This window comes from Rhodococcus sp. 2G, assembly GCF_001886355.1.
Classification (GTDB): domain Bacteria; phylum Actinomycetota; class Actinomycetes; order Mycobacteriales; family Mycobacteriaceae; genus Rhodococcus; species Rhodococcus pyridinivorans.
In genome coordinates this window covers 1,356,301-1,383,283 of the sequence record NZ_CP018063.1, presented here as the reverse complement: position 1 = coordinate 1,383,283, position 26,983 = coordinate 1,356,301, and the positions used below count along the sequence as shown (strand labels likewise).

General features: G+C 68.6%; 24 protein-coding genes. 13 read left to right on the top strand and 11 right to left on the bottom strand.

The annotated features are described in order from the left end of the window. Nucleotides 1-303, bottom strand: a complete 303-nt coding sequence (locus BO226_RS06505) for a DUF4193 domain-containing protein (RefSeq protein ID WP_006551346.1) — start codon at nucleotides 301-303, stop codon at nucleotides 1-3. Between the two features lie 361 nt (nucleotides 304-664). Here BO226_RS06505 and cei point away from each other — a divergent pair, with 361 nt between their 5' ends. Then, a complete protein-coding gene (cei, locus tag BO226_RS06500; protein ID WP_006551345.1) occupies nucleotides 665-1,348 on the top strand; it encodes an envelope integrity protein Cei in 684 nt (227 codons plus the stop codon). An 86-nt stretch (nucleotides 1,349-1,434) separates the two neighbouring features. Here cei and BO226_RS06495 read toward each other — a convergent pair whose 3' ends face one another. Then, nucleotides 1,435-2,259, bottom strand: coding sequence for an inositol monophosphatase family protein (locus BO226_RS06495; RefSeq protein ID WP_198040649.1), 825 nt, complete (start codon nucleotides 2,257-2,259; stop codon nucleotides 1,435-1,437). Nucleotides 2,260-2,427: 168 nt separating this feature from the next. Between BO226_RS06495 and ppgK the strand changes: the two genes are divergently transcribed. Both ppgK and BO226_RS06485 read left to right on the top strand, forming a co-directional pair. Next, nucleotides 2,428-3,213: a polyphosphate--glucose phosphotransferase gene (gene ppgK, locus BO226_RS06490; RefSeq protein ID WP_024100721.1), complete on the top strand. Its 786-nt coding sequence runs from the start codon at nucleotides 2,428-2,430 to the stop codon at nucleotides 3,211-3,213. 134 nt (nucleotides 3,214-3,347) lie between these two features. Further along, the gene (locus BO226_RS06485) at nucleotides 3,348-4,721 is read left to right on the top strand and encodes an RNA polymerase sigma factor (RefSeq protein WP_019289209.1); all 1,374 of its coding nucleotides are present in this window, start codon (nucleotides 3,348-3,350) and stop codon (nucleotides 4,719-4,721) included. Between the two features lie 98 nt (nucleotides 4,722-4,819). Here the strand turns inward: BO226_RS06485 and BO226_RS06480 are convergent, their stop codons facing one another. From BO226_RS06480 to BO226_RS06470, 3 genes are read right to left on the bottom strand one after another with little or no spacing between them, the layout of a single operon-like run. Then, a complete protein-coding gene (locus BO226_RS06480) occupies nucleotides 4,820-6,034 on the bottom strand; it encodes a cation:proton antiporter (RefSeq protein WP_019289208.1) in 1,215 nt (404 codons plus the stop codon). A gap of 9 nt (nucleotides 6,035-6,043) precedes the next feature. After that, a complete protein-coding gene (locus BO226_RS06475; protein WP_006551340.1) occupies nucleotides 6,044-6,526 on the bottom strand; it encodes a cation:proton antiporter regulatory subunit in 483 nt (160 codons plus the stop codon). 10 nt (nucleotides 6,527-6,536) lie between these two features. Beyond that, nucleotides 6,537-6,899 (bottom strand): DUF952 domain-containing protein, encoded by a 363-nt coding sequence (locus BO226_RS06470; RefSeq protein ID WP_071934839.1) that lies wholly within the window; start codon nucleotides 6,897-6,899, stop codon nucleotides 6,537-6,539. A 258-nt stretch (nucleotides 6,900-7,157) separates the two neighbouring features. Here BO226_RS06470 and BO226_RS06465 point away from each other — a divergent pair, with 258 nt between their 5' ends. After that, on the top strand, nucleotides 7,158-7,352 hold the full coding sequence (locus BO226_RS06465) for a DUF7455 domain-containing protein (protein ID WP_006551338.1): 195 nt from the start codon (nucleotides 7,158-7,160) through the stop codon (nucleotides 7,350-7,352). 75 nt (nucleotides 7,353-7,427) lie between these two features. Here the strand turns inward: BO226_RS06465 and BO226_RS06460 are convergent, their stop codons facing one another. Continuing rightward, entirely contained in the window at nucleotides 7,428-9,155 is a 1,728-nt protein-coding gene (locus BO226_RS06460) for a DEAD/DEAH box helicase (RefSeq protein ID WP_024100707.1), read from the bottom strand. Between the two features lie 211 nt (nucleotides 9,156-9,366). Here BO226_RS06460 and BO226_RS06455 point away from each other — a divergent pair, with 211 nt between their 5' ends. After that, nucleotides 9,367-10,704 carry a YihY/virulence factor BrkB family protein gene (locus BO226_RS06455; protein WP_071934838.1) on the top strand — a complete coding sequence of 446 codons (1,338 nt, stop codon included), beginning with the start codon at nucleotides 9,367-9,369 and terminating at the stop codon, nucleotides 10,702-10,704. Here BO226_RS06455 and BO226_RS06450 read toward each other — a convergent pair. After that, entirely contained in the window at nucleotides 10,677-10,913 is a 237-nt protein-coding gene (locus BO226_RS06450; RefSeq protein WP_006551335.1) for a DUF3039 domain-containing protein, read from the bottom strand. The two genes, BO226_RS06455 and BO226_RS06450, sit on opposite strands and share 28 nt — an antisense overlap. Nucleotides 10,914-10,986: 73 nt before the next feature. Between BO226_RS06450 and BO226_RS06445 the strand changes: the two genes are divergently transcribed. From BO226_RS06445 to BO226_RS06435, 3 genes are all read left to right on the top strand, one after another. Next, nucleotides 10,987-11,346 (top strand): DUF3099 domain-containing protein, encoded by a 360-nt coding sequence (locus BO226_RS06445; protein WP_006551334.1) that lies wholly within the window; start codon nucleotides 10,987-10,989, stop codon nucleotides 11,344-11,346. 37 nt (nucleotides 11,347-11,383) lie between these two features. Next, a complete protein-coding gene (locus BO226_RS06440) occupies nucleotides 11,384-12,862 on the top strand; it encodes a DUF7782 domain-containing protein (protein ID WP_071934837.1) in 1,479 nt (492 codons plus the stop codon). Between the two features lie 168 nt (nucleotides 12,863-13,030). Further along, the gene (locus BO226_RS06435; protein ID WP_016692730.1) at nucleotides 13,031-13,993 is read left to right on the top strand and encodes a sigma-70 family RNA polymerase sigma factor; all 963 of its coding nucleotides are present in this window, start codon (nucleotides 13,031-13,033) and stop codon (nucleotides 13,991-13,993) included. 105 nt (nucleotides 13,994-14,098) lie between these two features. On the opposite strand, the gene BO226_RS06430 is transcribed toward BO226_RS06435, so the two are convergent. Then, nucleotides 14,099-16,753, bottom strand: a complete 2,655-nt coding sequence (locus tag BO226_RS06430; protein ID WP_071936370.1) for a bifunctional acetate--CoA ligase family protein/GNAT family N-acetyltransferase — start codon at nucleotides 16,751-16,753, stop codon at nucleotides 14,099-14,101. A gap of 106 nt (nucleotides 16,754-16,859) precedes the next feature. Then, entirely contained in the window at nucleotides 16,860-18,131 is a 1,272-nt protein-coding gene (locus BO226_RS06425; RefSeq protein WP_006551331.1) for an acetoin utilization protein AcuC, read from the bottom strand. A gap of 104 nt (nucleotides 18,132-18,235) precedes the next feature. Between BO226_RS06425 and BO226_RS06420 the strand changes: the two genes are divergently transcribed. Then, entirely contained in the window at nucleotides 18,236-18,922 is a 687-nt protein-coding gene (locus BO226_RS06420) for a metal-dependent transcriptional regulator (protein ID WP_006551330.1), read from the top strand. Between the two features lie 45 nt (nucleotides 18,923-18,967). Next, nucleotides 18,968-19,960 carry a UDP-glucose 4-epimerase GalE gene (galE, locus tag BO226_RS06415; RefSeq protein ID WP_175427942.1) on the top strand — a complete coding sequence of 331 codons (993 nt, stop codon included), beginning with the start codon at nucleotides 18,968-18,970 and terminating at the stop codon, nucleotides 19,958-19,960. 19 nt (nucleotides 19,961-19,979) lie between these two features. Here galE and BO226_RS06410 read toward each other — a convergent pair whose 3' ends face one another. Then, nucleotides 19,980-21,116: a DUF4192 domain-containing protein gene (locus BO226_RS06410; RefSeq protein WP_024100702.1), complete on the bottom strand. Its 1,137-nt coding sequence runs from the start codon at nucleotides 21,114-21,116 to the stop codon at nucleotides 19,980-19,982. A gap of 169 nt (nucleotides 21,117-21,285) precedes the next feature. Further along, nucleotides 21,286-21,954, bottom strand: coding sequence for a DUF5642 family protein (locus tag BO226_RS06405; RefSeq protein WP_019289199.1), 669 nt, complete (start codon nucleotides 21,952-21,954; stop codon nucleotides 21,286-21,288). 219 nt (nucleotides 21,955-22,173) lie between these two features. Between BO226_RS06405 and BO226_RS06400 the strand changes: the two genes are divergently transcribed. The 3 genes from BO226_RS06400 (at nucleotide 22,174) to BO226_RS06390 (ending at nucleotide 26,980) form a co-directional block, all read left to right on the top strand. Further along, the gene (locus tag BO226_RS06400; protein ID WP_006551326.1) at nucleotides 22,174-23,196 is read left to right on the top strand and encodes a proteasome assembly chaperone family protein; all 1,023 of its coding nucleotides are present in this window, start codon (nucleotides 22,174-22,176) and stop codon (nucleotides 23,194-23,196) included. Between the two features lie 174 nt (nucleotides 23,197-23,370). Next, nucleotides 23,371-24,408: an alpha/beta fold hydrolase gene (locus BO226_RS06395; protein WP_071934836.1), complete on the top strand. Its 1,038-nt coding sequence runs from the start codon at nucleotides 23,371-23,373 to the stop codon at nucleotides 24,406-24,408. Between the two features lie 67 nt (nucleotides 24,409-24,475). Next, nucleotides 24,476-26,980 carry a DEAD/DEAH box helicase gene (locus BO226_RS06390; RefSeq protein WP_071934835.1) on the top strand — a complete coding sequence of 835 codons (2,505 nt, stop codon included), beginning with the start codon at nucleotides 24,476-24,478 and terminating at the stop codon, nucleotides 26,978-26,980. The last annotated feature ends 3 nt before the right edge of the window (nucleotides 26,981-26,983 follow it).

The following is a 26,983-nucleotide window of genomic DNA, read 5'->3' as shown; positions in this document are numbered from 1 at the left end:
TCACGCTGCGCAGTCCCGGCAGATCATGACACCGTTCTCCTCGCTCGCGAGTCTGCTCCGGTGATGCACCAGGAAACAGCTCGAGCAGGTGAATTCGTCGGCCTGCTTCGGGACGACACGCACCGACAGCTCTTCGCCGGACAGATCCGCCCCGGGCAGCTCGAAGGACTCGGCGGTGTCCGATTCGTCGACGTCCACCACAGCGGACTGGGCCTCGTTGCGCCGGGCCTTCAGTTCCTCGAGTGAATCCTCCGACACATCGTCGCTGTCGGTCCGCCGGGGTGCGTCGTAGTCAGTCGCCATTTCCTCTTACCTTCTAGTACTCGTACCGGTAGCCGGCCGGGACACGGACGGTGCTCCCGGCCAGGGCAACGCACGGCCGTCCGTTGGAGTTCCCGACGGGTGTGCCATTGCTGTGGCATACCCGAATTGACTCTGTTTTCGCGCCGCACCGCCCATTCTTGGACGGTTCGGCCGCCGAACAATAGCCGACCTCACGCACGAATATGCAATCGATGCGTGGAAACGCCGGGAATTGTCTGGCAATCGTCATCAACAACACAACGACTCGTGACATTTCCTCGGGTCGGCGGTTCCACCGACCACGTCCGCGACCTCTACAGTGAGTGCGACGAACACGGCATGACACGAGAGGCAGGGCCGCGTGGTTTCCCTGATCACCGAAGGAAGCGCAACCGATGACCGCGGCCGCCCGTTCCGTCGGCGCCGGGTGGTCCCGGCCGCCGTGGCGGGTGCCGTCCTCGCCGCAGGCACGATCGTCGTGTGGTCCTCCGTGTTCACCTCGTCCGAGCCCGTCACGACCACCGTGGCGTGCAACGCTCCCCCGACCGAGGCCACCGACCCCGAAGGCCCGCAACCGGCTCCGCTCGGCGAGGTCGTGGACCGGTCGACGCTGCTCGAGGTCGAACCCGCTCCCCTGACGGCCACCCGGGTGCGCGTCTACAACGCCAACGGCGAACGCGGCCAGGCCACGCACGTGGCCGCTCAGCTGAGCGATTACGGTTTCTCGAGCCCGCCCGACGTGCAGGCCGGCAACGATCCGGTCTACGTCGACCAGAACATGCAGTGCCAGGGGCAGATCCGCTTCGGCGAGGCCGGGCGCGCTGCTGCGTCCTCGGTGTGGTTGCTCGCCCCGTGCGCCGAGTTGGTGCAGGACACACGCGAGGACGACACCGTCGACCTCGCGCTGGGAACCTACTTCCGGGACATCTCCCCCGGGGCGGATGCCGAAGAGGTCCTGCGGGCACTACGCGAGGTCCCGGCGGGCGAGGAGACGGCTCCGCTCGACCTCGATCTACTCACGGCCGCACGCAATGCCCGGTGCTGAATCTCTTTTCACAGACCGTGCATCCTGTTTTTCGTCACTGTTGCGGTAAAAGGTGACGAACCACAATTCATGATGTGACGAAACGGTCAATTCGGAATTGCGTCGAGCGCTCCGATTTCGGCGAGCAGAGTTTCGAAATCGGCCGCGATCCCCGGCGCGGCCGCGACCGTGAGTTCCCCGTCGTCCCCGGTGCCGCTCGGGACACGCACCACCGCACCGGCTTCCGCAGCGACGAGCGCCCCCGCCGCCCAGTCCCAGGGACCGAGTCCGTGTTCGTAGTGGGCGTCGACCCTGCCGGCCGCGACCATGCACAGGTCCAGGGCGGCCGCTCCGACACGCCGGATGTCGCGCACCCTCGGTAGCAGCGCCGCCACCAGCTCACCCTGACGTGCGCGTCGTGCCGGCGAGTACGAGAAGCCGGTCGCCACGAGCGCCAGTCGCGGATCCGTCACGGGATTGCATCGCAACGGCACCCGCGTGCCGTCGACGTCCAGATGGGCACCGAGACCCTCTGCCGCCGAGAACGTCTCCCCCGAGGCGATGTCGACGACGGCACCGGCCACCGAGCGTCCGTCGACCCGCGCGGCCACCGAGACCGCCGAGGCGGGGAGTCCGTAGACGAAGTTGACGGTGCCGTCGATGGGATCGACCACCCAGACGACTCCGCTCGCGGCAGTCGCCGTCGCGCCGTCGGCCCCGGTCTCCTCGCCGAGGAAGGCGTCGCCCGGCCGCAGTTCCGTGAGCCGGCGCCGGATGAGTTCCTCACTCTCGGTGTCGGCGGCGGTGACGGGATCGGTCACCGTCGATTTCGTCCCCACACGGGCGGCCTCCCCCGAGCCCGGAGGACCGAACAGCTCGACCCGGCGTACACGGACGTAGGACGCGGCCTCACGGGCGACGGTCACCGCCATATCCCTCAGCGCGGACAACTCGGATTCGGGGAGTGTTCTCTGTGCGTGCACGAACCGATCCGAACACAGTGCCGACGGTTTCGCCACCGACCCCGCACCCGGTGACACCGGGCACTATCGTTTCCACGAGCGGAGCAGCCGGCCCCACCCAGCGAGAGGAAGTACGCAATGGCACAGGACGTCCCCACGGACCGAGCGACTCCCGTCAACCACGGATTCGGAGTCGACATCGGGGGAAGTGGCGTCAAGGGTGCCGTGGTGGATCTCGACACGGGGCGCTTGGTCGGCGACCGCATCAAGATCCTCACTCCGCAACCGTCCACTCCCGAGGCCGTGGCGAAGACGGTGGCGCAGATCGTCGAACAAGCCGGCTGGACGGGTCCCGTCGGCGTGACCCTGCCGAGCGTGGTCACCGGAGGTGTCGCCCGCACCGCCGCCAACATCGACAAGTCGTGGATCGGGACCGACGCCGGATCCCTCTTCTCGCGGGTGCTCGGCGGCCGGGACGTCTCGGTGCTCAACGACGCGGACGCCGCGGGAATCGCCGAGGACCGCTTCGGTGCCGCCAAGGACACCGACGGCGTGGTGATCCTCCTGACCTTCGGCACCGGGATCGGTTCGGCCGTGCTGCACAACGGTGTACTGCTGCCCAACACCGAGTTCGGGCACATGGAGGTCGACGGCAAGGAGGCCGAGCACCGCGCCGCCTCGTCGGTCAAGGAACGCAACGACCTGTCGTACAAGCAGTGGGCCAAGGAGGTCTCGCGCGTCCTCGCCCGCTTCGAGGATCTGCTCTGGCCCGACCTGTTCATCGCGGGCGGCGGCATCAGCCGCAAGCACGAGAAGTGGATCCCGCTCCTGACCAACCGCACCCCGGTGGTCCCCGCCGAACTGCGCAACGCGGCGGGAATCGTAGGGGCTGCTTATGCTGCGAAAACAGGTGTCACTCCCTGAGTCCGGCGCATCGGCCGCCCGGGGGATCGTTACAATGGTCCCCAGCAGGCCGGAACCGGCCCTCATCCCGACAGACCTCTCCGCCGGAATCACTCTGGCGCGACGCCGCACTACCTCGTCACGAAAGGGCGTACGTGGCAGCCACCGACATCCACACCGCTGATTCCGCCAACGAATCGGCACCCGTTGCGGACGCTTCGAGCGTCGCAGGCGCTGCGGACTCCGCGGAGGGCACCGCTCCCGGTGCCAAGCCGCCGGCGAAGAAGACCGCTGCGAAGAAGGCCCCCGCGAAGAAGGCGGCCGCCAGGAAGGCTCCTGCGAAGAAGGCAGCCGCCAAGAAGACCACCGCGAAGAAGGCAGCAAAGAAGGCCACGAAGGCTGCGGGTTCGGGCGACGAGGACTTCGACGCCACCGAGGAAGCGGACCTCGCAGACCTCGAGGTCTCGGAGGGTGATCTCGCCGGCGCCGAGGATGTGGTGGTCGAGGACGACGAGCCCAGCGAGAAGGACAAGGCCTCGGGCGACTTCGTCTGGGACGAGGAGGAGTCCGAGGCGCTGCGTCAGGCACGCAAGGACGCCGAGCTCACCGCCTCGGCCGACTCCGTGCGCGCCTACCTCAAGCAGATCGGCAAGGTCGCCCTCCTCAACGCCGAGGAGGAAGTCGAGCTCGCCAAGCGCATCGAGGCCGGTCTGTACGCGACCCACATGCTGCAGCAGCTGGCGGCGAAGGGCGAGAAGCTCCCCGTCGCGCAGCGCCGCGATCTGAACTGGATCTGCCGCGACGGCAACCGGGCCAAGAACCACCTGCTCGAGGCGAACCTCCGTCTCGTCGTCTCGCTCGCCAAGCGCTACACCGGCCGCGGCATGGCGTTCCTGGACCTGATCCAGGAAGGCAACCTCGGTCTGATCCGCGCGGTCGAGAAGTTCGACTACACCAAGGGTTACAAGTTCTCCACCTACGCGACCTGGTGGATCCGTCAGGCCATCACCCGTGCCATGGCCGACCAGGCCCGCACCATCCGTATCCCGGTGCACATGGTCGAGGTCATCAACAAGCTCGGTCGTATCCAGCGCGAGTTGCTCCAGGATCTGGGCCGCGAGCCCACGCCCGAGGAGCTCGCCAAGGAAATGGACATCACGCCGGAGAAGGTGCTGGAGATCCAGCAGTACGCGCGTGAGCCCATCTCCCTCGACCAGACGATCGGCGACGAGGGCGACAGCCAGCTCGGCGACTTCATCGAGGACTCCGAGGCCGTCGTGGCCGTCGACGCCGTCTCCTTCACCCTGCTGCAGGATCAGCTGCAGTCGGTGCTCGAGACCCTGTCCGAGCGTGAAGCGGGCGTCGTGCGTCTGCGCTTCGGCCTCACCGACGGCCAGCCGCGTACCCTCGACGAGATCGGTCAGGTCTACGGCGTGACACGCGAGCGCATCCGTCAGATCGAGTCGAAGACCATGTCGAAGCTGCGCCACCCGTCGCGGTCGCAGGTGCTGCGCGACTACCTCGACTGACATCCGTCACGAAGAACGAGGGCCATCCGATCGGGTGGCCCTCGTTCTTCGTTCCGGACCCCGAGGTCAGCAGAAGAAGGCCGCTGGAGAAGGGGCGGCTAGAGAAGCTCCGGTTCGTCTCCGGGAAGGCGCTGTCGCTCGTCACCTCCGGGGAGTCGTGTGGATGCGAACCGCATCACCGGTTCGACGACCCGCGCGGCCACCGGACCGAGCACGGCGGTGATCATCACGTATGCCGAAGCGATCGCCGCGAGGCGACTGTCGACGTGTCCGGAGGCGACGGCCAGCCCGGCGATCACGATGGAGAACTCTCCCCGGGCGATGAGTGCCGCCCCGGCGCGCGCCCGGCCCATCACGGCGATACCGTGACGGGCCGCCGCGATCCATCCGGTGACGAGCTTCGTCAGCGCGGTCAGCACGGCCAGCAGGATCGCCCAGCCGAGCACCGGCGGTATCGCCGTCGGATCGGTGTTCAGCCCGAAGAAGACGAAGAAGATGGCGGCGAACAGGTCGCGGAGCGGTTCGAGGACCCGGACCGCGTTGTGTGCCGTCGAACCGGAGATGGCGATGCCCAGCAGGAAGGCGCCCACGGCCGCGGACACCTGCAGGGCCGACGCGATCCCCGCCACCAGCAGCGCTGCGCCGAGCAGCTTGAGCAACAGCGTTTCCCGATCGGGGCTGTCGAGCACGACCGAGACGTAGCGCCCGTATCGCACCACCAGCACCAACACCACGGTGACGAGACCGAGTGAGATCGCGACGGCTTCGAGGCCGCCGAGCAGACTCACGCCCGCCAGGATCGCAGTGAGGATCGGGAGGTAGACGGCCATCGCGAGATCCTCGAAGACGAGGATCGACAGGACGACCGGTGTCTCGCGGTTGCCGAGGCGCCCCAGATCGGCGAGGACCTTCGCCACGATCCCGGACGACGAGATGTAGGTGACACCCGCAAGCACGAAGGCGCCGATGGGTCCGAGACCCAGGATCAGCGCGATGGCGGCTCCCGGCACCGCGTTCAGGGCGAGGTCGAGCAGGCCTGCCATCCGGGAGCGTCGCAGGCCGCTGATCAACTCGTTCGCGGTGTACTCGAGACCGAGCAGCAACAGCAGCAGGACCACGCCGATCTCGCTGGCGATGTGACTGAACGCCCCGATATCGCCGAGCTGGATGAAGCCACCATTGCCGAAGCACAGGCCGCCGATCAGATAGAACGGGATCGGCGACATGCCGATCCGCGCCGCGAGCCGTCCGAGGACGCCGAGTCCGAAGAACACCGCACCCAGTTCGATGAGTGCGAGTGTCGTCGTGTCCATTCTGCGGGATCAGCCGTTGCGCAGGATCCTGGCGGCCGCGTCGAGACCGTCGGCCGTTCCGACCGTCACCAGGATGTCCCCACCCGTGAGAACGAAGTCGGGTGTCGGGGACGGCATGACCTGACCGGCACGCATCACGGCCACGACGGACACACCGGTGCGGGTGCGCAACGCGGTGTCGCCCAGTACCGCTCCGTCGAACCGCGAATCCTCGTGGATGTGGAGCTGGCGGGTGAGGATTCCGGGCAGGTCGCGGTGGTCCTCACGCAACTGGGCGACGAGCTGTGGGGCACCGAGCAGATTGCTGAGCGTCGCCGCCTCCTCGACGGTGAGAGGCAGGGAGGCCGCACACGCGTCGGGGTCGCCCGCCTTCGAGATGATGAGGTCGCTGTGACCGTCCCGATGGGTGATCACCCCGATGCGGCGCCCGGAGGCCAGTTCGAAGTCCTTGCGTACACCGATCCCGGGAAGCGGCGTCACGTCGACGATCATGGTCGAAAGACTAGTCCTCCGGACCGACGGCGTCCGCTCGCTCCCGGTCGAGGGGCGGGAACCGACCGTCCGGTCCCGGCAGGTAGGGCCTCACCTCCACAACCGCGTCGACGGGCAGCGGCCCGTAGAGATGCGGAAAGCGCATCGACTCCGGGTCCTCCGGTACGCCGGGTTCGAAACGGAGCGGGTCGACGCGCAGCAGGAGGAGGTCCGTGCGGCCTGCGTACAACCGGTCGGCGGGCAGGTGCACCTGGTGCGGGGTCGACAGGTGGACGAAACCCTGGGTCCCGAGGGAGTCCGGCACGACCGCCCCGAGGGGTCGGAAGTGGTCCCAGTCGTCGCGGGAGATGATGTGCAGCAGGGTCTCGGTCATGGCGTCATTGTGCGTCGGACAGCCCGACCGGGGCGTTTCCGGCCCCCTCGGGCTCTGCGCTGTGAGCGAACACACCGTGCGGAAAACGGCCATGTCGAAGCATTTTCGCTGTTCGATGCGTGAAACACGCCACCATTGGGCATCCAGGGGAACAACACGTGAATACGAATCGTCTGTCAGAGTAGATCCACCGCGCCGGCCGGTGCGGCGGACCAGACCCCGGCACCCGATATGAGCGGTGGCCAGTTTGGAGGAGTCATGCCCGGTACGTTGACCAGCCCGAAATTGACCGCTGCAGATCGCTGCGATCGGTGCAATGCCGCCGCTCGTGTCCGCGCCGTCCTTCCGACCGGCGGAGAACTGTTGTTCTGCGGGCACCACGCGAACGAGCACACCGACCGCCTCCGTGAACTCGGAGCGACGATCGTGAGCGAGTCCGACGCCACCGTGTGATCCGCCGTCCGGAACCACGGTTCCGAGACCCGACCGAACGGGCGACCACCTCGAGGTGGTCGCCCGTTCTCGTCGTCACCAACTGCGCAGGATCGCGATCCGGTCGCGCAGTTGCTCGGCGGTCGCCATCGCCGTCGGCGGACCACCGCACTGGCGACGCAGTTCGCCGTGGATCACCCCGTGCGGCTTCCTGGTCCGGTGGTGCACGACCGCGACGAGCGAGTTGAGTTCGCGACGGAGCTGGGCGAGGGTGTCGGCGGTCTCGACACGCTCGGTCACCTGGGGCGGCGGCGTGGGTGCCGGTTCGGCCTTCGGCTTGTTCAGCTGCTGTTCCTGACGCTGACGCAGCAGCGCCCGCATCTGTTCCGCGTCGAGCAGACCCGGGAGCCCCAGATAATCGGCCTCCTCGTCGGAACCCGCGAATGTCGCGGTGCCGAACGAGGATCCGTCGTAGATGACCTGATCGAGCTCGGCGTCCGCCCCGAGCGAGTGGTAGGCCTTCTCGTCCTCGCCGGGCTCGTCCTTGCGCCGGTTCGCGTCGGCGAGCAGCTCGTCGTCGAAGCCCTCCTTGACCCGGTGCGGCTTGCCGAGGACGTGGTCGCGCTGGGCCTCGAGCTGGCTGGCGAGCTCGAGCAGCACCGGCACGGACGGCAGGAAGACACTGGCCGTCTCCCCCTTGCGGCGCGACCGCACGAAGCGGCCGATGGCCTGCGCGAAGAACAACGGGGTCGAGGCGCTGGTCGCGTACACACCCACCGCCAGTCGCGGGACGTCGACGCCCTCGGACACCATGCGCACGGCGACCATCCACCTCTGGTTGCCCTCGCTGAACTGCGAGATGCGGTCGGAGGCGGTGGGATCGTCCGAGAGCACCACGGTCGGCATCTCGCCGGTGATCGACTCGAGGATCTTCGCGTACGCACGCGCCGTGGTCTGGTCGGTGGCGATGACGAGCCCACCGGCGTCCGGCATGCCGCCGGCACGCAGCTGCTGCAGACGGGTGTTCGCCGCCCCCAGCACCGCAGGAATCCAGTCGCCTTGGGGATCGAGGGCCGTCCGCCACGCCCGGGCCGTCTGCTCGGCGCTGAGAGGCTCTCCCAGTCGCGCGGTGAACTCCTCCCCCGCACTCGTGCGCCAGCGCGCCTCGCCCGAGTACGCGAGGAATACGACGGGGCGCACGACGCCGTCGGCGAGTGCGTCGGCGTAGCCGTAGGCGTGGTCGGCCTTGGACTGCAGCAGACCGTCCTCGTTCGGTTCGTAGCTCACGAACGGGATCGCACTGTCGTCGCTGCGGAAGGGCGTACCGGTCAGCGCCAGACGGCGGGTCGCGTCCCCGAACGCCTCGAGAATGCCCTCACCCCAGCTCTTCGCGTCGCCACCGTGGTGGATCTCGTCGAGGATCACCAGGGTGCGACGCGCCTCCGTGCGCACACGGTGCTTGAACGGGTGCGAGGCGATCTGCGCGTAGGTGACCACGACGCCCTGGTAGTCGCTCGATGTCTGCCCGGTGGAGTTCGTGAAGTTCGAGTCGAGCGCGATGCCGATGCGGGCCGCGGCACCCGCCCACTGGTGCTTGAGGTGCTCCGTGGGGGCGACCACCGTGATCTGGTCGACCGTCCGGTCGCGCAGCAGCTCCGACGCCACCCGGAGGGCGAAGGTCGTCTTACCGGCGCCGGGGGTCGCGACGGCGAGGAAGTCGCGCGGCTTCGTCGCGAGGTACTTGGTGAGGGCGCGGCGCTGCCAGGCACGTAGCTGGGCCACAGGGGCGGAGGTCGTAGCTTGTCCGACGGTTTCGGTGCTCACCGGTTTCTCGTGCTCCTTGTCCGCTTCGCTCGGGTCGGTGCCACCGCACTCGTCCGGGCGCCGACCGTCATGCAGCCTATCGTCTCGGAGCCCGCGAACCCGCCGAAGCCGCGGCGTCGGCGGGTTCTCCGAGGACTGCGTGGCAGAATTCGAGAGGCCCTCACCTGCCTGTGCGCGCACGCGAGCGTGTCTTCAGGAATTCTGGAAGTAGATGAACGACACACCACGATCCCCCGCACAGGCACCCTCCGGCCGCGTTCGCCGCGCGGTCGGAAAGGGCTGGAAGGTCGTGACGCACACCCTGTCGTCGGCCTGGGACCACTCGATCTTCAGCAAGGCGGCGACCGCGGCCTTCTGGCAGACCCTCTCACTGCCGCCCCTGTTGCTCGGTCTGCTCGGCAGTCTCGGTTACGTCGGTGGCTGGTTCGGTCCCGACACGGTGGAGATCATCACGTCGAAGACCGTCACCTTCCTCCGCTCGGTCTTCAGCGACAGCGTGGTCGACCAGATCATCGAGCCCACGGTCGAGGACGTCCTCCGTCGGGGTCGCGCCGACGTGATGTCGTTGGGCTTCGTGTTGTCGCTGTGGGCAGGATCGTCGGCGATCTCGACGTTCGTGGATTCGATCGTCGAAGCGCACCACCAGCAGGACCATCGCCACCCGGTGTGGCAGCGGATCTTCGGGCTGCTCCTCTACGTGATCTTCCTGATCCTGGCGGTGTTCACGATGCCGCTCGTCGCGCTCGGACCCACTCTGATCGGCCGGTTGCTGCCCGACGCCTGGTTCGATGTCGGCTCACGGATCATCGACACCTTCTACTTCCCCGCGGTGGGTCTGCTCCTGCTGATCGGTCTGACGACCCTGTACAAGGTGGCGCTGCCGAAGTCACTGCCGTGGCACCGACTGCTCGGTGGCGCGGTGCTGGCCGGGGTGTTCTTCCTCGCGTCGAGCGTGATCCTGCGGTGGTACCTGACGTGGGTCGCGGCCACGGGCTACACCTACGGTGCGCTCGCCGCCCCGATCGCGTTCCTGTTGTTCACGTTCTTCCTGGGGTTCGCCGTGGTCCTCGGAGCGGAGTTCAACGCCACGGTGCAACAGTTCTGGCCGGCGCGCGCCACGCGTCTGGAGCAGTGGCGGATCTGGCTCGCGGAGCAGTCGGCCCGTGATCCGTCGCCCGACAGCGGACCGGTGACGAACCTCACCCGCCGGTTGACGAGCTCCACGACCATCCGGCTGTCGGACCTGATCCGGCCCGGGGATCGCCAACCCGAGTCGTGGCCGATCGACGGGAAACCCGTCGAGTCGGATGCGGCGCCGGACGATCGGCCTGCCCTCCACGACCACACTGCTCCCCACGACGACACTGCCTCGCACGACGACAAGGCCGGGGGATCCGAAGTTCCCCCGGCCCAGACCGAACTGTTGACGGTGGAGGCAGTATCACCGTCTTCGCCGGCAGCAAGACCGTCGCCGGAATCACCCGACGCCGCGACGGACGACGAGGTATTCCACCAGGTGTCTCAGTCGCCCTTGCGCAAACCGTCGTAGACTTTCTTGCATTCGGGGCACACCGGCGAGCCGGGCTTCGGCGACCGGGTCACCGGAAAGACCTCACCGCACAGCGCGACCACATGGGTACCCATGACCGCACTCTCGGCGATCTTGTTCTTCTTCACGTAGTGGAAGAACTTCGGGGTGTCGTCGTCGGTCGTTTCGTCGGTGGTGGTATCCGGCCGTTCCTTGATATCCGTGCTCACGTGTCCATGATGCCGCACGGAAGGGCCGGATGTGTATGTGCGTGCGACGGCCCGGCGTGGGAAGGTGGAAGACATGGCGAGAACTCACGGTTTCGGCGGATCCCCCGAGAACGGATCGCCCGACAACCCGGTTCTGATCACCGCGGCGGAGGCGTCGCTCGAGGATCAGCACCGAGCACGGGTTCGCAAGTACCTCACCATCATGTCGGTCCGCATCCCCGCCCTGCTGCTGGCGGCGATCGCGTACGGCGTATGGGCCAATCCCTGGATCTCGATGGCGATCATCGGGGTGTCGATCCCGCTGCCGTGGATCGCCGTCCTCATCGCCAACGACCGGCCGCCGCGCCGCAAGGACGAACCGAGCCGCTGGGACGGCCGCTTCGACGATGCCCCGGCGATCGAGTCGTCCCGCCACCATGTGATCGACGGCTGACAGGGACCCCGGACGGGACGCTTGCGAGAATGTCGTGGTGGACCGCGACCTTCTCCTGTCTCTCTGCCCGGCTCTGCGCACCGCACTGATCCGGTGCCGCTACGACCTCGACACCGTCCGGGAAATGCTCGGCCCCGAGGCGCACGCCGCCCTCGGGCGTAGCGAACCCGTCCCTGCCCGGCGCATCGCGCGCGGTGCGGGCGATCTCGGCGTGCTCGTGCGGCTGTTCCTCCTCCAGGACACCTGCCCCGAGGACGAGGTCGCGCAGGCTCTCGCTCCGGTGACGACGGAGCAGGCCGTGCAGGCGGGACTCGTCGAACGCGACGGCGACGGCGTGCGGGCCGCTCTCGACCTGCGGCCCCTCGACGCCGGGACCGGCAGCCGCTGGGTGCTGTCCGATCTCGACGGCTCGATCCGGCCCGTCCCGACCCGCCCCGATCACGTCCTCGGCGTCGGTCAGGCCTCCCTGTCGCTGCTGCAGGCCACCCCGACCGATCGGGTCGGTTCGGTGCTCGATCTCGGCACCGGTTGCGGGGTGCAGGCGATCCGCGCCGCGGACCACGCGGACGAGGTCACCGCGACCGACATCAACCCCCGCTGCCTGACCCTGGCCGCCGCGAGCGCCGCGCTGAACGAGATCGACATCGATCTTCTCGAGGGGTCGTGGTTCGAGCCGGTCGCCGGCCGGACCTTCGACCGCATCGTCGCGAACCCACCGTTCGTGGTGAGCGCCGGACGTGTCGAGCACAGCTACCGCGATTCCGGTCTCGACCTCGACGGCGCCAGCCGGCTCATGATCTCGCAGGCCGCCGAACACCTGAATCCCGGCGGCACCGCCGCGATGCTCGCGTCCTGGGTGCACGTCGAGGGCGAGGACTGGCGGACCCGCGTCGCATCGTGGCTGCCGTCACACGGCGTCGACGCCTGGATCGTGCAGCGCGATATCGCCGATCCGGCCCTCTACGTCGGGACGTGGCTGCGAGACGGTGACGCCGATCAACGCGAGCCGGAGGTCGCGGTGCGCGCCGAGCAGTGGCTCGACCACTTCGAGGAGCAGGGCGTCGAGGGCGTCGGGTTCGGGTTCGTCTACCTGCGCCGCACCGACCTGCCGTCCGATGTGATGGCCGAGGATCTGCGGCACGCGTTCACCGACGCGCTGGGCGACGAGGCGGTCGACTACTTCCGGCGCCTCGACTGGCTGCGTACGCACGAGGTGCTCGACGCCCGTTTCGCGGTGCGGCCCGACACGGCCCTCGAGCGGGTGCACCTGCCCGGCGAGGACGGGTGGGACCAGGTGGTCGTGCGGGTGCATCGCGGTGGCGGTCCGGCCTGGCAGCACGAGGTGGACGACCTCGCGGCCGCCCTGCTCGGCGGCATGCGCGCCGACGGTCTTCCGCTCGGGGATCTCGTGTCGCTGCTCGCGGCCGCGCACGGCGAGGACGAGGACGACCTCCTCACGCAATCGATCGGCCTCGTGCACGGCTTGGTTCGGCACGGGTTGATCGAGCCCGTCTGACCCCCTCCGGGGCGTTCCTGAGGTTCCACGATTCGGTTCTCTCAGCAACTTCTCAGGAGCTCATCGGGTTAGTGCAGGTCAGCGCGGTGGTACTCCGAGACCGACGGGAACTCCACCGCTTCGCCGGTCGTTGAACCCTGTGAGACACCACCGATGAGGAGGCACGTCATGGCACGCCCCGAAACCACCGCTCGCTTCGATTCCGACCTGGACGGTCAGAGCCCCGCAGCCGATCTCGTTCGCGTCTACCTGAACGGCATCGGACGGACCGCTCTGCTCACCGCAGCCGACGAGGTGGAATTGGCCAAGCGGATCGAGGCCGGCCTGTATGCCAAGCACCTGCTCGAGACGAAGAAGCGTCTGTCGGCGGCGAAGAAGCGCGACCTCGCGATCATCGTCCGCGAAGGACAGGCCGCTCGCAGCCACCTGCTCGAGGCGAATCTGCGCCTCGTCGTCTCGCTGGCGAAGCGTTACACCGGACGCGGTATGCCCCTGCTGGACCTCATCCAGGAGGGCAACCTCGGCCTGATCCGCGCGATGGAGAAGTTCGACTACGCGAAGGGCTTCAAGTTCTCGACCTACGCGACATGGTGGATCCGTCAGGCCATCACCCGCGGAATGGCCGACCAGAGCCGCACGATCCGGCTCCCCGTCCACCTCGTCGAACAGGTCAACAAGCTAGCCCGCATCAAGCGTGAGCTGCACCAGCAGCTCGGCCGCGAGGCGACCGACGAGGAACTCGCCAACGAGTCGGGTATCCCCGTCGAGAAGATCGCCGACCTGCTCGACCACAGCCGCGACCCGGTGAGCCTCGACATGCCCGTCGGCAACGACGAGGAGGCCCCGCTGGGCGACTTCATCGAGGACGCCGAGGCGACGTCCGCCGAGACCGCCGTCATCGCCGGACTCCTGCACAGCGACGTCCGCAGCGTCCTCGCGACGCTCGACGAGCGCGAACAGCAGGTCATCCGGCTGCGCTACGGCCTCGACGACGGCCAGCCCCGCACCCTCGATCAGATCGGCAAGCTCTTCGGGCTGTCCCGTGAGCGTGTCCGGCAGATCGAACGCGAAGTGATGGCCAAGCTCCGCGAAGGAGACCGCGCCGAGCGCCTTCGCGCCTACGCCAGCTGACCGGGCGCGTCAGCGGTATCCGATCCCCGAGAACCGGGCTGGGTTCTCGGGGATCGTTGCCGTCGGGGGGCCTTCTCCGGCAGGTGTTCGGCCGCCGGACTGCCGTCAGCGCAGACGGCGCGGTCCGAGGTCGAGCGGGTGCGGTTCGGGCCCGATCCGCACGTGCGCGTCGGTGAGTTCGGCTCCCACCACCGAGGCCAGGACCGGTTCGCACACCAGTTCGCGCACCTCGGGCAGGTCGTCGGCGAGCGCCGAGATCCTCTGGACGAAGTCGACGAGTGCCGGCTTGTTCACCGGTGCGGCATTGCGATAGCCCGAGAGCAACGGCGCCGCCTTCGGCGCGTCGATCAACTCGACCGCCTCGTCCTCCGTGAGCGGAAGAACCCGGTAGGCGCGGTCGCCGAGCAGGTCGGAGATCACACCGGCGAGACCGAACGAGATGAGCGAACCGAACGACGGGTCGTCCTGCACACGGATCGCGCAACCGATGCCCTTGTGGGCCATCCGCTGCACGTGCATCAACGGCTCCCCCGACACCGCGGCCAGGTCGCAATAGGCGATCCGTACCGAATCGGCGTCGACGAGATCGAGCCGGACCCCGGTCAGATCGGGCCGGTGCCGCCACTGCGCACCGGTGGCCTTGACCGCCACGGGGAAGCCGATCTCGTCCGCCGCCGCGACCGCCTCCTCCTCGGTGGTGACGGCGCGGAAGTCCGCGACCTCGACTCCGTAGCAGGACAGCAGCAGGGCCGCCTCGGTATCCGACAGGTAGCGACCCTCGGGAGTCGTCTCGAGCCAGCCGTCCACGAGCGCACGGGCGCGCTCGGGATCGATGCCCGCCGGTCGCACGACCTGCGAGGGCGGACGACTGCGCCATTTCGCGTACCGCCACGCCCGCCCCAGGGCGAGCGCCGCTCGTTCCGGACCGGGATAGGACGGCACGGATCCGCGGGTCGGGTTGCCGTCCGGTCCGCGCACGGCCAGGACGTCGGGGATACCCTCGGTCGCCAGGAAGGTCGTGACCACCGGCTTCTCCGACCCGGCGACGGCGTCGCGCAGGGCCTGCGCGTAGGGCTGGACGTCGACGGCGACCGGCGGGACGAAGACCGCGATCACCGAGTCGACATCGGGTGAGTCGAGCGCCCGGGCGACGGCTTCGGCGAATTCCTCGGGCGACGCCTGCGCGCCGAGATCTACCGCGTCCGGTGCCTGCAGACCCTGGCCGCGGGCGGCGTCGACGGCGAGCAGACCCAGGGCGGTGGAGTTGCCGACCACGGCGACGCGGGGACCCGCGGGCAGCGGCTGGTAACCGAACAGCAGGGCCGAGTCGAAGAGTTGGCCGATGGACTCGACCTGGACGACACCGGCCTGCTCGAACAGGTACCGCACGATGGTGTCGTCCATCTCCCCCGTCCGGGCGGCGAGCGCCGGCGGCACCGCGTGGCGGCCGCTCTTGACGGCGACGATCGGTTTGCTGCGCGCCACCCGCCGCGCGATGCGCGAGAACTTGCGCGGGTTGCCGAAACTCTCCAGATACAGCAGCACCACTTCGGTGGCAGGATCGGTGTCCCAGTACTGCAGCAGGTCGTTGCCGGACAGGTCGGCGCGGTTGCCGGCCGAGACGAAGGACGACAGTCCGACACCCGTCTTGGCGGCCTCGTCGAGGATCGCGATGCCGAGGGCGCCGGACTGGCAGAAGAAACCGACGTTGCCGGACGCCGGGAGCACGGGCGCGAGGGTCGCGTTGAGTCGGATGGCGGGATCGTTGTTGGCGACACCGAGAGCATTCGGCCCGATGAGTCGCATACCGTGCGACCGCGCGGCCAGCGTGAGCCGCCGCTCGGCGTCGCGACCCTCCGGTCCGGTCTCGCCGAAACCGGACGAGACGACGAGCAGGGCCTTGACACCCTTCGCGAGACAGTCGTCGAGCACCGAGTCGATCGATTCGGCGGGGACGGCGGCGACCGCGAGATCGATCTCATCGGGGATGTCGCGGACGGTCGGGTAGGCGCGGACACCTCGGACGGACCGGTGTTCGGCGTTGACCGGGTAGACCGGCCCGGTGAACCCGCTGCGCAGCATGTTCACCAGCACGGCGTTGCCCACCTTGCGGCTGTCGGTGGAGGCACCGATGACGGCGACACTGCCGGGACCGAGGATGTTGCGCACGCTGCGCGCCTCGGCGGCGCGTTCGCGGGCGTTGCGGACCGAGACGAGGGCTTCGGTGGGGTCGATCGCGAACTCGAGCCGGACGACTCCCCCTTCGAAGCTGCGGCTGACCTGGTAGCCGGCTTCCCGGAAGACCGTGATCATGTGCCGGTTCTCGGCGAGGACCTCGGCGACGAAGGTGTGCAGTCCGTTCTCGGCGGCCGCGCCGGCGAGATGTTCGAGCAAGATCGGACCGAGACCGCGTCCCTGGTGAGCGTCGGCGACGGTGAAGGCCACCTCGGCGGAGAGACCGTCGCCCTCGTGCGAGAGTCCCTCGTACCGCCCGACGGCGATGATCTCGTCGCCGAGCACCGCGACGAACGCCACCCGGGACTTGTGGTCGACGACCGTGGAGTTGAACAGGTCCTTCTTCGAGATCGTCGGGTACGGACCGAAGTACCGCAGATAGCGGGTGCGTTCGGACAGTTTGCTGTGAAAGGCGACGATCGCGTCAGCGTCCTCGGGGACGATCGGCCGCAGGTGTACGACACCGCCGTCCGAGGCCAGCACGTCGGCGACCCAGTGCCGCGGATAGTCGCGGGCGCGCGCCAGCGCCGCCTCGCGCGCGGGGTCGGTCTCCCCTGTCGTCCCGGCACCCTGCGCGGGGGCCGCGCCCGTCGCAGACGCGGAGTCCGGTGCCGCCGAGGGATTCTGCCGGTCAGTCACGGGGGTCCTCCGGGTCCAGGCCGAGCAGCGGGAAGGCCGCCCGCCTCGTGGCGATGATCGCCGAATCGATGCGGGTCAGTGCGCGGTCCAGGGACGCGATCCCCGTTTCCGGTGTGCCACCGGGACCGTCCCACGGCAGGTACGAGACGTCGGAGCCCTCCCCCATGACCGTGGGCAGTTCGACGCTCGGAGCGAGAGCGCCGACGCGCTCGCTCCAGTCCGCCGGAACCGGGGTGCTCAGGTCGATCTCGCGGTCCAGCGCCGCGGCGATCAGGTGGGTCCACGCGCGCGGCACCACCCGCACGAGGCCGTAACCGCCGCCGCCCACGGCGAGCCAGCGACCCTCGCAGTAGCGGTCGGCGAGATCGCGCATCGCGAGATACGACGCGCGCTGGCCGTCGACGGTCAGGGAGAGATCGGCCAGAGGGTCCTCGCGGTGGCTGTCGGCACCGCACTGACTGATGAGTATCTGGGGGCGGAACGCCGCGACCGCGCCCGGCACGACGGCATGGAAGGCGCGCAACCACAACGCGTCCACGGTGCCCGGCAGTACCGGCAGATTGATCGCGGTGCCCTCGGCCGGACCCGAACCGACCTCGCTGGACCACCCGGTGTTGGGCCACAGTGTCGCGGGATGCTGGTGCAGGGAGATGGTCAGGACGCGGGGATCGCCGAGGAATGCGTGCTGCACACCGTCGCCGTGGTGGGCGTCGACGTCGATGTAGGCGATGCGGTCGTAGCCGTGGTCGAGCAGCCACGAGATCGCGATGGCGGCGTCGTTGTAGACGCAGAACCCGGCGGCCCAGTCGGCCATCGCGTGGTGCATGCCGCCCCCGATGCTCACCGCACGGCGGGCCCGGCCGCTCGCGATCTCGCGTGCGGCCGCGAGGGTTCCCCCGGCGAGCGTCGCGCTGGCCTCGTGCATACGGGGGAAGATCGGGTTGTCCTCGGTGCCGAGACCGTGGGGTGCGTCGGCCGGGGGTGCCGCTCCCTCCGGAGCGGAGCCCGCGCGCTTGACCGCGTCGACGTAGGACGAGGTGTGGATGCGCAGCAGATCGGTGTCGTCCGCAGGGGACGGGCGGACCGTCTCGACGCCTTCGAGGAGACCGAGACTGCGGGACAGCGCCATCGTGAGATCGAGACGCGTGGGGTTCATCGGATGTGTCGGACCCCATCGGTAGTCGAGGTAGTCGGGGCTCCACACCACTATCCGATCGCCGCTCAGCTGTGTCGTACCGCCCGCCGCGGTGGAGCTCGTGGTCATGGACACAGACGCTACTGGTCCACCCACGGACATGCGAGCCTCGGAGGGCGCCCCCACCGTCCTGTTCGCACGGTTAGAATCGGCCCAGACGAAGGGGTGTGAGAGTGAAGGACCTGGTCGATACAACGGAGATGTATCTCCGGACCATCTACGACTTGGAAGAGGAAGGCGTGGTGCCGCTGCGCGCGCGTATTGCCGAGCGCCTCGAACAGAGCGGACCGACGGTCAGCCAGACCGTGGCCCGCATGGAACGCGACGGCCTGCTCCGGGTCGCCGGCGACCGCCACCTGCAGCTCACCGAGAAGGGCCGCGATCTCGCGGTCTCGGTCATGCGCAAGCACCGGCTCGCGGAACGGCTTCTCGTGGACGTGATCGGTCTCGACTGGGAGAACGTGCACGCCGAGGCATGCCGCTGGGAACACGTGATGAGCGAGGAGGTCGAGCGCCGTCTCGTGGAGGTGCTCAACAACCCGACCACCTCCCCCTACGGCAACCCCATTCCAGGACTGGCCCAGCTCGGCCTCGACCGCACGGCGGTCCTCGACGAGAAGCTGGTGCGGTTGACGGACATCCCGCACGGCAAGCCGACCGCGGTCGTGGTACGCCGGCTCGCGGAGTACGTCCAGTCCGACCCCGAGGTCATCGCGCGACTGCGTGAGGCCGGTGTGGTCCCGGACGCGCGGGTTACAGTCGAGACGCGACCGGGCTCGGTGTCCATCACCGTGGCCGGTCACGACAGCTTCGAGCTTTCCGACGAGATGGCCCACGCCGTGCAGGTGAAGCAGGTCTGACCCAGGCCCCTTTTCGCATGTCCGGTACGGGCGTGCGAAAAGGGGATGTCCAGCGTGAGACTTCTGGTGACCGGCGGCGCCGGCTATGTGGGCAGCGTGTGCACGACCGTGTTGCTCGAGCAGGGCCACGACGTCGTGGTCGTCGACGACCTGTCCACCGGGAACGCCGAAGCGGTGCCCACCGGTGCCGAGTTCGTCGAGGGCGACATCGCGGCCGTCGCCGACGAACTGCTCTCCGGATCCCGTTTCGACGGCGTCCTCCACTTCGGTGCACAGTCCCTCGTCGGCGAGTCGGTGGAGTTCCCCGAGAAGTACTGGCAAGGCAACGTGGTGACCACCCTGGCCCTGCTCGAGGCCGTCCGCCGCTCGGGTACCCCACGGTTGGTGTTCTCCTCCACCGCCGCGACCTACGGCGAACCCGACAGCGTGCCGATCACCGAGGACGCGCCCACCCGGCCGACCAACCCGTACGGTGCGTCGAAGCTCGCCATCGATCATGCGATCTCCTCGTACGCGCACGCTCACGGTCTCGCGGCGACGAGTCTGCGGTACTTCAACGTCGCCGGCGCCTACGGCGGTGCCGGGGAGAACCGGGTCGTCGAGACGCATCTGATCCCACTCGTGCTGCAGGTCGCTCTCGGTGTGCGCGATCACATCTCGGTCTTCGGCACCGACTGGCCGACCAAGGACGGCACCGCGGTGCGCGACTACATCCACGTCAAGGATCTCGCCGACGCCCACGTACTGGCACTGACGAAGTCCGAACCCGGCCGCCACGGCATCTACAACCTCGGCAGCGGAGAGGGCTTCACCGTCCGCGAGGTCATCTCGGCGTGCGAGCGAGTCACGGGCCTGCCGATCGCAGCGGTCGACGCGCCGCGCCGTGCCGGTGATCCGGCCGTGCTCATCGCCTCGAGCAGCCGCGCGATCTCCGAGCTCGGGTGGAACCCCCAGCACACCGATCTCGACGAGATCGTCTCCGATGCGTGGGAGTTCACCCGGTCTCTCGGCGACCGGCTGCACGCTGCTCGACGCTGATCGAGGACACGGCTCCGGTTCAGGACGGTTCGTCGCCGCGCGGCAGTTCGAGTCCCAGCCGCGCCGCGATCTCGTGTCCGGTCTCCGCGAGGCCACGGATCGACTCGGGACGCAGTCCCGCCTGCAGGGCCTGGTCGAGCAGATCCGAAAGCCGGTGGCGGGGATCGGATTCGAGGGCCGCTGCGAGCGCGACCCCGGCGAGCGGACCGTCGCCGCGCACGTAAGCGCCGAAGCCGACAAGCGCGGCGGCATCGGCCCGCTCGGGATCGGGCAGGGCCCGGGCGAGCTCGGTCCACAGACGCTCCGCCGGCCGTGCGAGCGGTCCGGTCGCAAGTCCCATGGCGGCGTCGCGCACCGTGCGGTTGGCGAGCAGGACGGCCAGCTCGGCGATGTCGGACGCGCTGGGATCCGTTCCGCCGGCGTACGTCTCGATGTGTGCGAGCACGGTTTCGAGTTCGAGACGGTCGGCGCGTTCGCCGCCGCCCTCGCGGGCACAGCGTTCGTACTCGCGGTCGCGGGTCTCGACGACCTCGTCGATACACCGCGCGACCTCCTGCCTCACCGCCGGCGGATACGGCGCGAGCAGTGCGGCGAGCTCGGTGCGGGAGCCGCGGATCGGGCTGCCCTCGAACACCCGGGCCACCGCGACCACCGAGGACCCGGGATCGGCCACGCTGCCGGTGATGTTCTGGCCGGGCACGAACCAGGTCGCTCCACCGGTGATCTCCGGTAGCGCGTACACCCCCGCCAGGTCGATGCCGACGGCGTCGAGATGGTCGGCGAAGTCGTCGACGAGCCTGCACACGTCGGCGATCACCGGATCGTGCCGGTCGATGAGATCGTCGTCCACGAGAACGGCCACCACAGATTCCGCGCCCTCGCGGGCACAGACGGCGCAGAAGCGCCGGAACGCCGCGCGCATGGGTTCCGGGACCGACTCTCCGGGCCGGGGCAGGACGAGGTCGTGCCGCATCACGGCGCCGATACTCGCCACCTTCCCGTTCGGGCGGGTCGGAGCGTCACCCGTCGGGGTCAGGCACATCACGACGATCGAACGCATCGGCGGGAAGCCCATGAGGGCGGGCAGGGCGGCGATCACGTCACCGACATCGGTGAGACGGAGGGGATGCGACGACGAAGGCGTGGAAGTTGTCATGCTCGAACCGTGGCCCATCGGCCCGAGCGGAAAGCGACTCCCGGGGTCGTTCCGCGGCCTTCTGGGGATGAACCGGCCGGCTGTGGACAACTCCGCGACCGGCATCGTCGACCCGTGCCGAACGGACGATCCCGTCGGTGAACGCTGTTAGGGTGCGCGCCCGGCCCCGTCAGGGGCGGGCGGCGAAGTCGACGGCCTCCCGGAACACGAGGTCGAGATTGTCGGCGTCGGGCGGCGCCGCGTCGAAGGACAGGTACGTGACCGTCACACGCACGTCCCCGATCTGCGCGATCCGCGCGGCCATCGACTGCGTCATGCCACCCGATCCCCTGCCGGAGTCGACCGTGCGGGTCAGGGCCAGCGTCTCGGCCCCGTCGACGGCTATGGCGGGATCGTCGCCGAGGACGGTCGAGACGGTCGAGGTGATCCCCCGCACGGTGGCGTCCACCTGCGAGCACTCGGTGAGATAGGTGCGGTACTCGCCGACGTCCGGAGCGGAACGGGTGACCTCGACACTGATCGTCGCGCGACTGGCGTTGTCGGTACCGACCACCATGGCGGTGCTCTCGGGGCCGTAATTCTGCGCGGGCGGCAGACATCCGCCCGGATCGACCTTCGAGCCGGGCTGGATCCCGGTCAGGTCGGGCGCTGCCTGCGCCACGGCCTCCGGTGGGAGGACCACCGCGACGTACGGTTCGGGAAAACGTTCGGGAGGAAGCACCAGCTCGCCCGGTGCCCGGACAATCGCGGGTGCAGGTGCAGGCGCGGTTCCCGTCAGGGCTGCCGGTTCGGGCCGGGGGTCGCCGGAGACGGTCTGGGAGCAGGCGGATGCGAGCATCAGGCACGCTGTCGCCACCGCGCTTCGGGCGGCCGATGCGCGGCGCCTCGGACGAGTGTCGCGTCGGGTCACCCGAACCTCCCTCGGTCGTCGACGTCGGGCAGGATGTGCGCCCCGGAATCGGTCGTCGTAGCGTCGATTAGACTCGAACACCACCATGCCACGTCGGGTGACCCCGGCGGAGATGCCGAGACGAAGTGTGATCGGAGTGGTTCGCAGATGGACGAACAGTCCCGCATGTACGAGCTGGAATTCCCGGCTCCGCAGCTCACCTCCCCGGAAGGTGAGGGGCCGGTCCTCGTGCACGGTCTCGAAGGTTTCGCCGACGCGGGACACGCGGTGCGCCTGGCGACCACGCACCTGCGCGAGAGTCTGGAGACCGAGCTCGTCGCGTCGTTCGCCGTCGACGAACTGATCGACTACCGGTCGCGTCGGCCGCTCATGACGTTCGAGGCCGACCACTTCTCGGACTACGCCGAGCCCGAACTGAACCTGTACGCGCTCATCGATGAGGCCGGCACCCCGTTCCTACTGCTCGCGGGTGCCGAGCCGGATCTGAAGTGGGAGCGTTTCATCACCGCGGTGCGGTTGCTCGCCGAGCAGTTCGGGGTGCGGCGGACCATCGGACTCAACGCGATCCCCATGGCGATCCCGCACACCCGGCCGTTGGCGGTCACCGCGCACTCGACGAACAAGGACCTCATCGCGGGGCACCACCGTTGGTCGGGCGAGCTCCAGGTGCCCGCGGGAGTGTCGTCGCTGCTCGAATACCGCATGGGCCAGCACGGGCACGAGTCCGTAGGCTTCTCCGTGCACGTGCCGCACTATCTCGCCCAGACCGACTATCCGGCGGCCGCCGAGACGCTGCTGACGAACGTCGCAGAGGTCGGCGGCCTCGAGCTGTCTCTGCAGGCGCTCGGTGAGGCCGCGGCGCGGGTGCGGGAGCAGATCGACGAGCACATCGAGGACAATGCCGAGGTCCTCGGCGTGGTGCACGCGCTCGAGCGGCAATACGACAGCTACGTCGCCGCCCAGGAACAGCAGACCTCTCCCCTGCCGACCGACGAGAGTCTGCCGACGGGTGAGGAGATCGGGGCGGAGTTCGAGCGGTTCCTCGCCGAATACGACCGGCGCGGCGCCGGTCCCGGCGGCGATCTCCCCGGTCCGGACGACGGAGGAACCGGCGACGGCGGATTCGGCGAGTTCGACCCGGACGACGGGGACGATTCCGCTCCGCGTTGACACCACGGCGGGTTCGCCGGATGTTTCATGATCGTCACAATCGTCGTTGTCGACGTCACATACAGACATGTACGCTTCGGCGACATGCCACAGTGGTAGGTGTGTCCGGTTCTCGGCCACGGGTCGGGCAGCCTGACTACCACCACGCGATCACCGACGTCGCAGGAGACGCTCATGGTTCCACCGCGCGCCCGGACGCTCCGCCCGGTTCCGGACAACGAACCCCGCATCGTGTTCCGCACGATCCACGGTTACCGACGCGCGTTCCGCCTGGCCGGAAGCGGTCCCGCACTGCTGCTCGTACACGGAATCGGTGACGACTCGTCGACCTGGCAGGACGTGATCCCGCACCTGGCGGAGAAGTACACCGTGATCGCCCCCGACCTGCTCGGGCACGGTCGATCCGACAAGCCGCGGGCCGACTACTCGGTGGCCGCCTACGCGAACGGTATGCGCGACCTGCTGTCGGTCCTCGGGATCGAATCGGTCACGGTGATCGGCCATTCGCTCGGCGGCGGGGTGGCGATGCAGTTCGCCTACCAGTTCCCGCACATGGTCGAGCGTCTGGTGCTCGTCGCGTCCGGCGGGGTCACCAAGGACGTCCATTTTGCCCTGCGGCTGATCTCGGTGCCGATCGTCAGCGAAGCGCTGCGGGTCCTGCGACTGCCCGGGGCGATGCCCGTCCTGCGCGCTGCCGGCGCGATGCTGAACCGGGTCAACGGATCGCCACTGAGGCCCGGTGCCCTGCTGCACGACACCTCGGATCTGGTGCGCGTACTGGGGAACCTCCCCGACCCCACGGCCTACGAAGCGTATTTGCGCACGCTGCGCGCGGTGGTCGACTGGCGCGGTCAGGTGGTGACCATGCTCGACCGCTGTTATCTGACGGAAAACCTTCCCGTCCAGCTCATCTGGGGCGATCACGACAGCGTCATCCCCATCGCCCACGCCTATCTCGCGCATTCGGCCATGCCCGGTTCACGTCTCGAGATCTTCCGGGGCTCCGGCCACTTCCCGTTCCGCGACGACCCGCTGCGCTTCCTGCGGGTGGTCGAGAACTTCCTGCAGACCACCGCTCCCCTGGAGTTCGACCTCGACCGCTGGCGCCGGCTCCTCGTGTCGGGTGTGAGCGAGTCGCAGATCAGCGGTGGCCCGGAGACCCGCATGGCGGTGCTCGGCGCGATGGGTTCGGACGAGCGCAGCGCCACCTGACCTGCACTACACGCCGGGCCACGCGACCCGCGGCGGTGGGTCGGGTCCTTCCGACTAGCCTGGAGAAGTGCTGCTTCCCGATCTGATACCCGACCCCGTCGACGACGACGCGCTGTTCGACGCGTTCACCACCTGGACGACGGATCGTAGCATCTCGCTGTATCCGGCGCAGGAGGAAGCACTCATGGAGCTCGTCGCCGGCTCCAACGTCATCCTCGCCACGCCCACCGGCTCGGGAAAGTCGATGGTAGCGCTCGGCGCGCACTTCTTCGCGCTCGCTGCCGGGAAGCGAACCTTCTACACCGCCCCTATCAAGGCGCTCGTGAGCGAGAAGTTCTTCGCCCTGTGTGACGTCTTCGGTGCCGACAAGGTCGGCATGATGACCGGCGACGCATCGGTCAACGCCGGAGCGCCGATCATCTGCGCGACCGCCGAGATCGTCGCGAATCTCGCGTTGCGCGAAGGACCGGACTCCGACATCGGCCAGGTCGTGATGGACGAGTTCCACTTCTACTCCGAACCCGACCGCGGGTGGGCGTGGCAGGTTCCGCTCATCGAGTTGCCGCACGCGCAGTTCCTGCTCATGTCCGCGACGCTCGGCGACGTGACCTTCCTACAGAAGGATCTGACCCGCCGCACCGGACGGCCGACGGTGGAGGTCTCGGGCTCCGAACGACCCGTCCCGTTGACCTTCTCGTACTCGCAGGCACCCATCGGTGAAGCGATCGAAGAACTCGTCACCACGCATCAGGCACCCGTCTACGTCGTGCACTTCACCCAGGCCGCGGCCCTCGAGCGCGCCCAGGCCCTGACCAGCGTGAACATGTGCACGAAGGCCGAGAAGGAGGCGATCGCCACCGCGCTGGGCGACTTCCGGTTCTCCACCGGCTTCGGCAAGACCCTCTCGCGTCTCGTCCGGCACGGTATCGGTGTGCACCATGCGGGCATGCTGCCGAAGTACCGGCGCCTGATCGAGAAGCTCGCGCAGGACGGGCTCCTGAAGGTCATCTGCGGAACCGACACGCTCGGCGTCGGCATCAACGTGCCGATCCGCACCGTGTTGCTCACGGGCCTGACGAAGTTCGACGGCACCCGCACCCGGCAGCTCAAGGCGCGCGAGTTCCACCAGATCGCCGGTCGCGCAGGCCGCGCGGGATACGACACGATGGGCACCGTCGTCGTACAGGCCCCCGAGCACGAGATCGAGAACGTCCGGGCCCTCGCCAAGGCCGGGGACGACCCGAAGAAGCGCCGGAAGGTGCAGCGTAAGAAGGCACCCGAAGGGTTCGTCTCGTGGGGTGAGGGCACCTTCGACAAGCTGATCGCGGCGTCGCCCGAACCGCTGCAGTCGCGGTTCTCGGTGAGCAACTCGATGCTGCTCAACGTCATTGCGCGACCGGGCAACTGCTTCGACGCGATGCGGCATCTGCTCGAGGACAACCACGAACCCCGTCCGGCGCAGCGCAAGCACATCCTCAAGGCGATCTCGCTGTACCGGGGCCTGCTCCAAGCGGGTGTGGTGCAGCAACTCGACGAGCCCGACGAGTTCGGGCGCCGGGCCCGCCTCACCGTCGACCTGCAACGCGACTTCGCGCTCAACCAGCCGCTGTCGCCGTTCGCCCTCGCAGCGATCGAACTGCTCGACGTCGACTCCCCCACCTACGCGCTCGATGTGGTGTCGGTCATCGAATCGACCCTCGACGATCCCCGTCAGGTGCTCATGGCGCAGCAGCATGCCGCACGCGGTGAGGCCGTCGCACAGATGAAGGCCGACGGCATCGAGTACGACGAGCGGATGGAACTGCTCGAGGAGATCACCTGGCCCAAGCCGCTGGTGGAGCTGCTCGAGCCGGCCTTCGAGACGTACCGGGGTGGGCATCCCTGGGTGTCGGAGTTCCCCCTGTCCCCGAAGTCGGTGGTGCGCGACATGATCGAGCGCAGCATGACCTTCTCCGAGATGGTCTCGCACTACGGCCTGGCCCGCTCCGAGGGGCTGGTCCTGCGCTATCTCGCCGACGCCTACCGTGCGCTGCGGCAGACGGTGCCGGACGCCGCGCGCACGGAGGAACTCGAGGACATCATCGAGTGGCTCGGCGAGCTGATCCGGCAGGTCGACTCATCGTTGCTCGACGAGTGGGAGTCCCTCACCCATCCCGGGGTGGAATCCGACGACCAGCAGATCGCGTTCGGCGTCGACTCCCCTCGCCCGTTGTCCGCGAACGTCCGCGCGTTCAAGGTCATGGTCCGCAACGCGATGTTCAAGCGGGTCGAACTGGCCTCGCGTCGACGCTGGGACGAACTCGCGGCCCTCGGCGACGGTCTCGACGCCGAGGACTGGGAGGACCTGCTCGAGCTGTACTTCGACGAGTACGACGAGATCGGTACCGGCCCCGACGCGCGTGGACCGCTGCTGTTCACCGTCGAGATGGGTCCCGAGTTGTGGCGGGTGCGTCAGACCCTGCACGATCCGCAGGGCGATCACGGCTGGGCGTTGATCGGCGAGGTGAACCTCCGCGAGTCCGATGCGGCCGGTGAAGTGGTGTTCGACGAGTTCGAGATCGTCGAGGGCTGATCG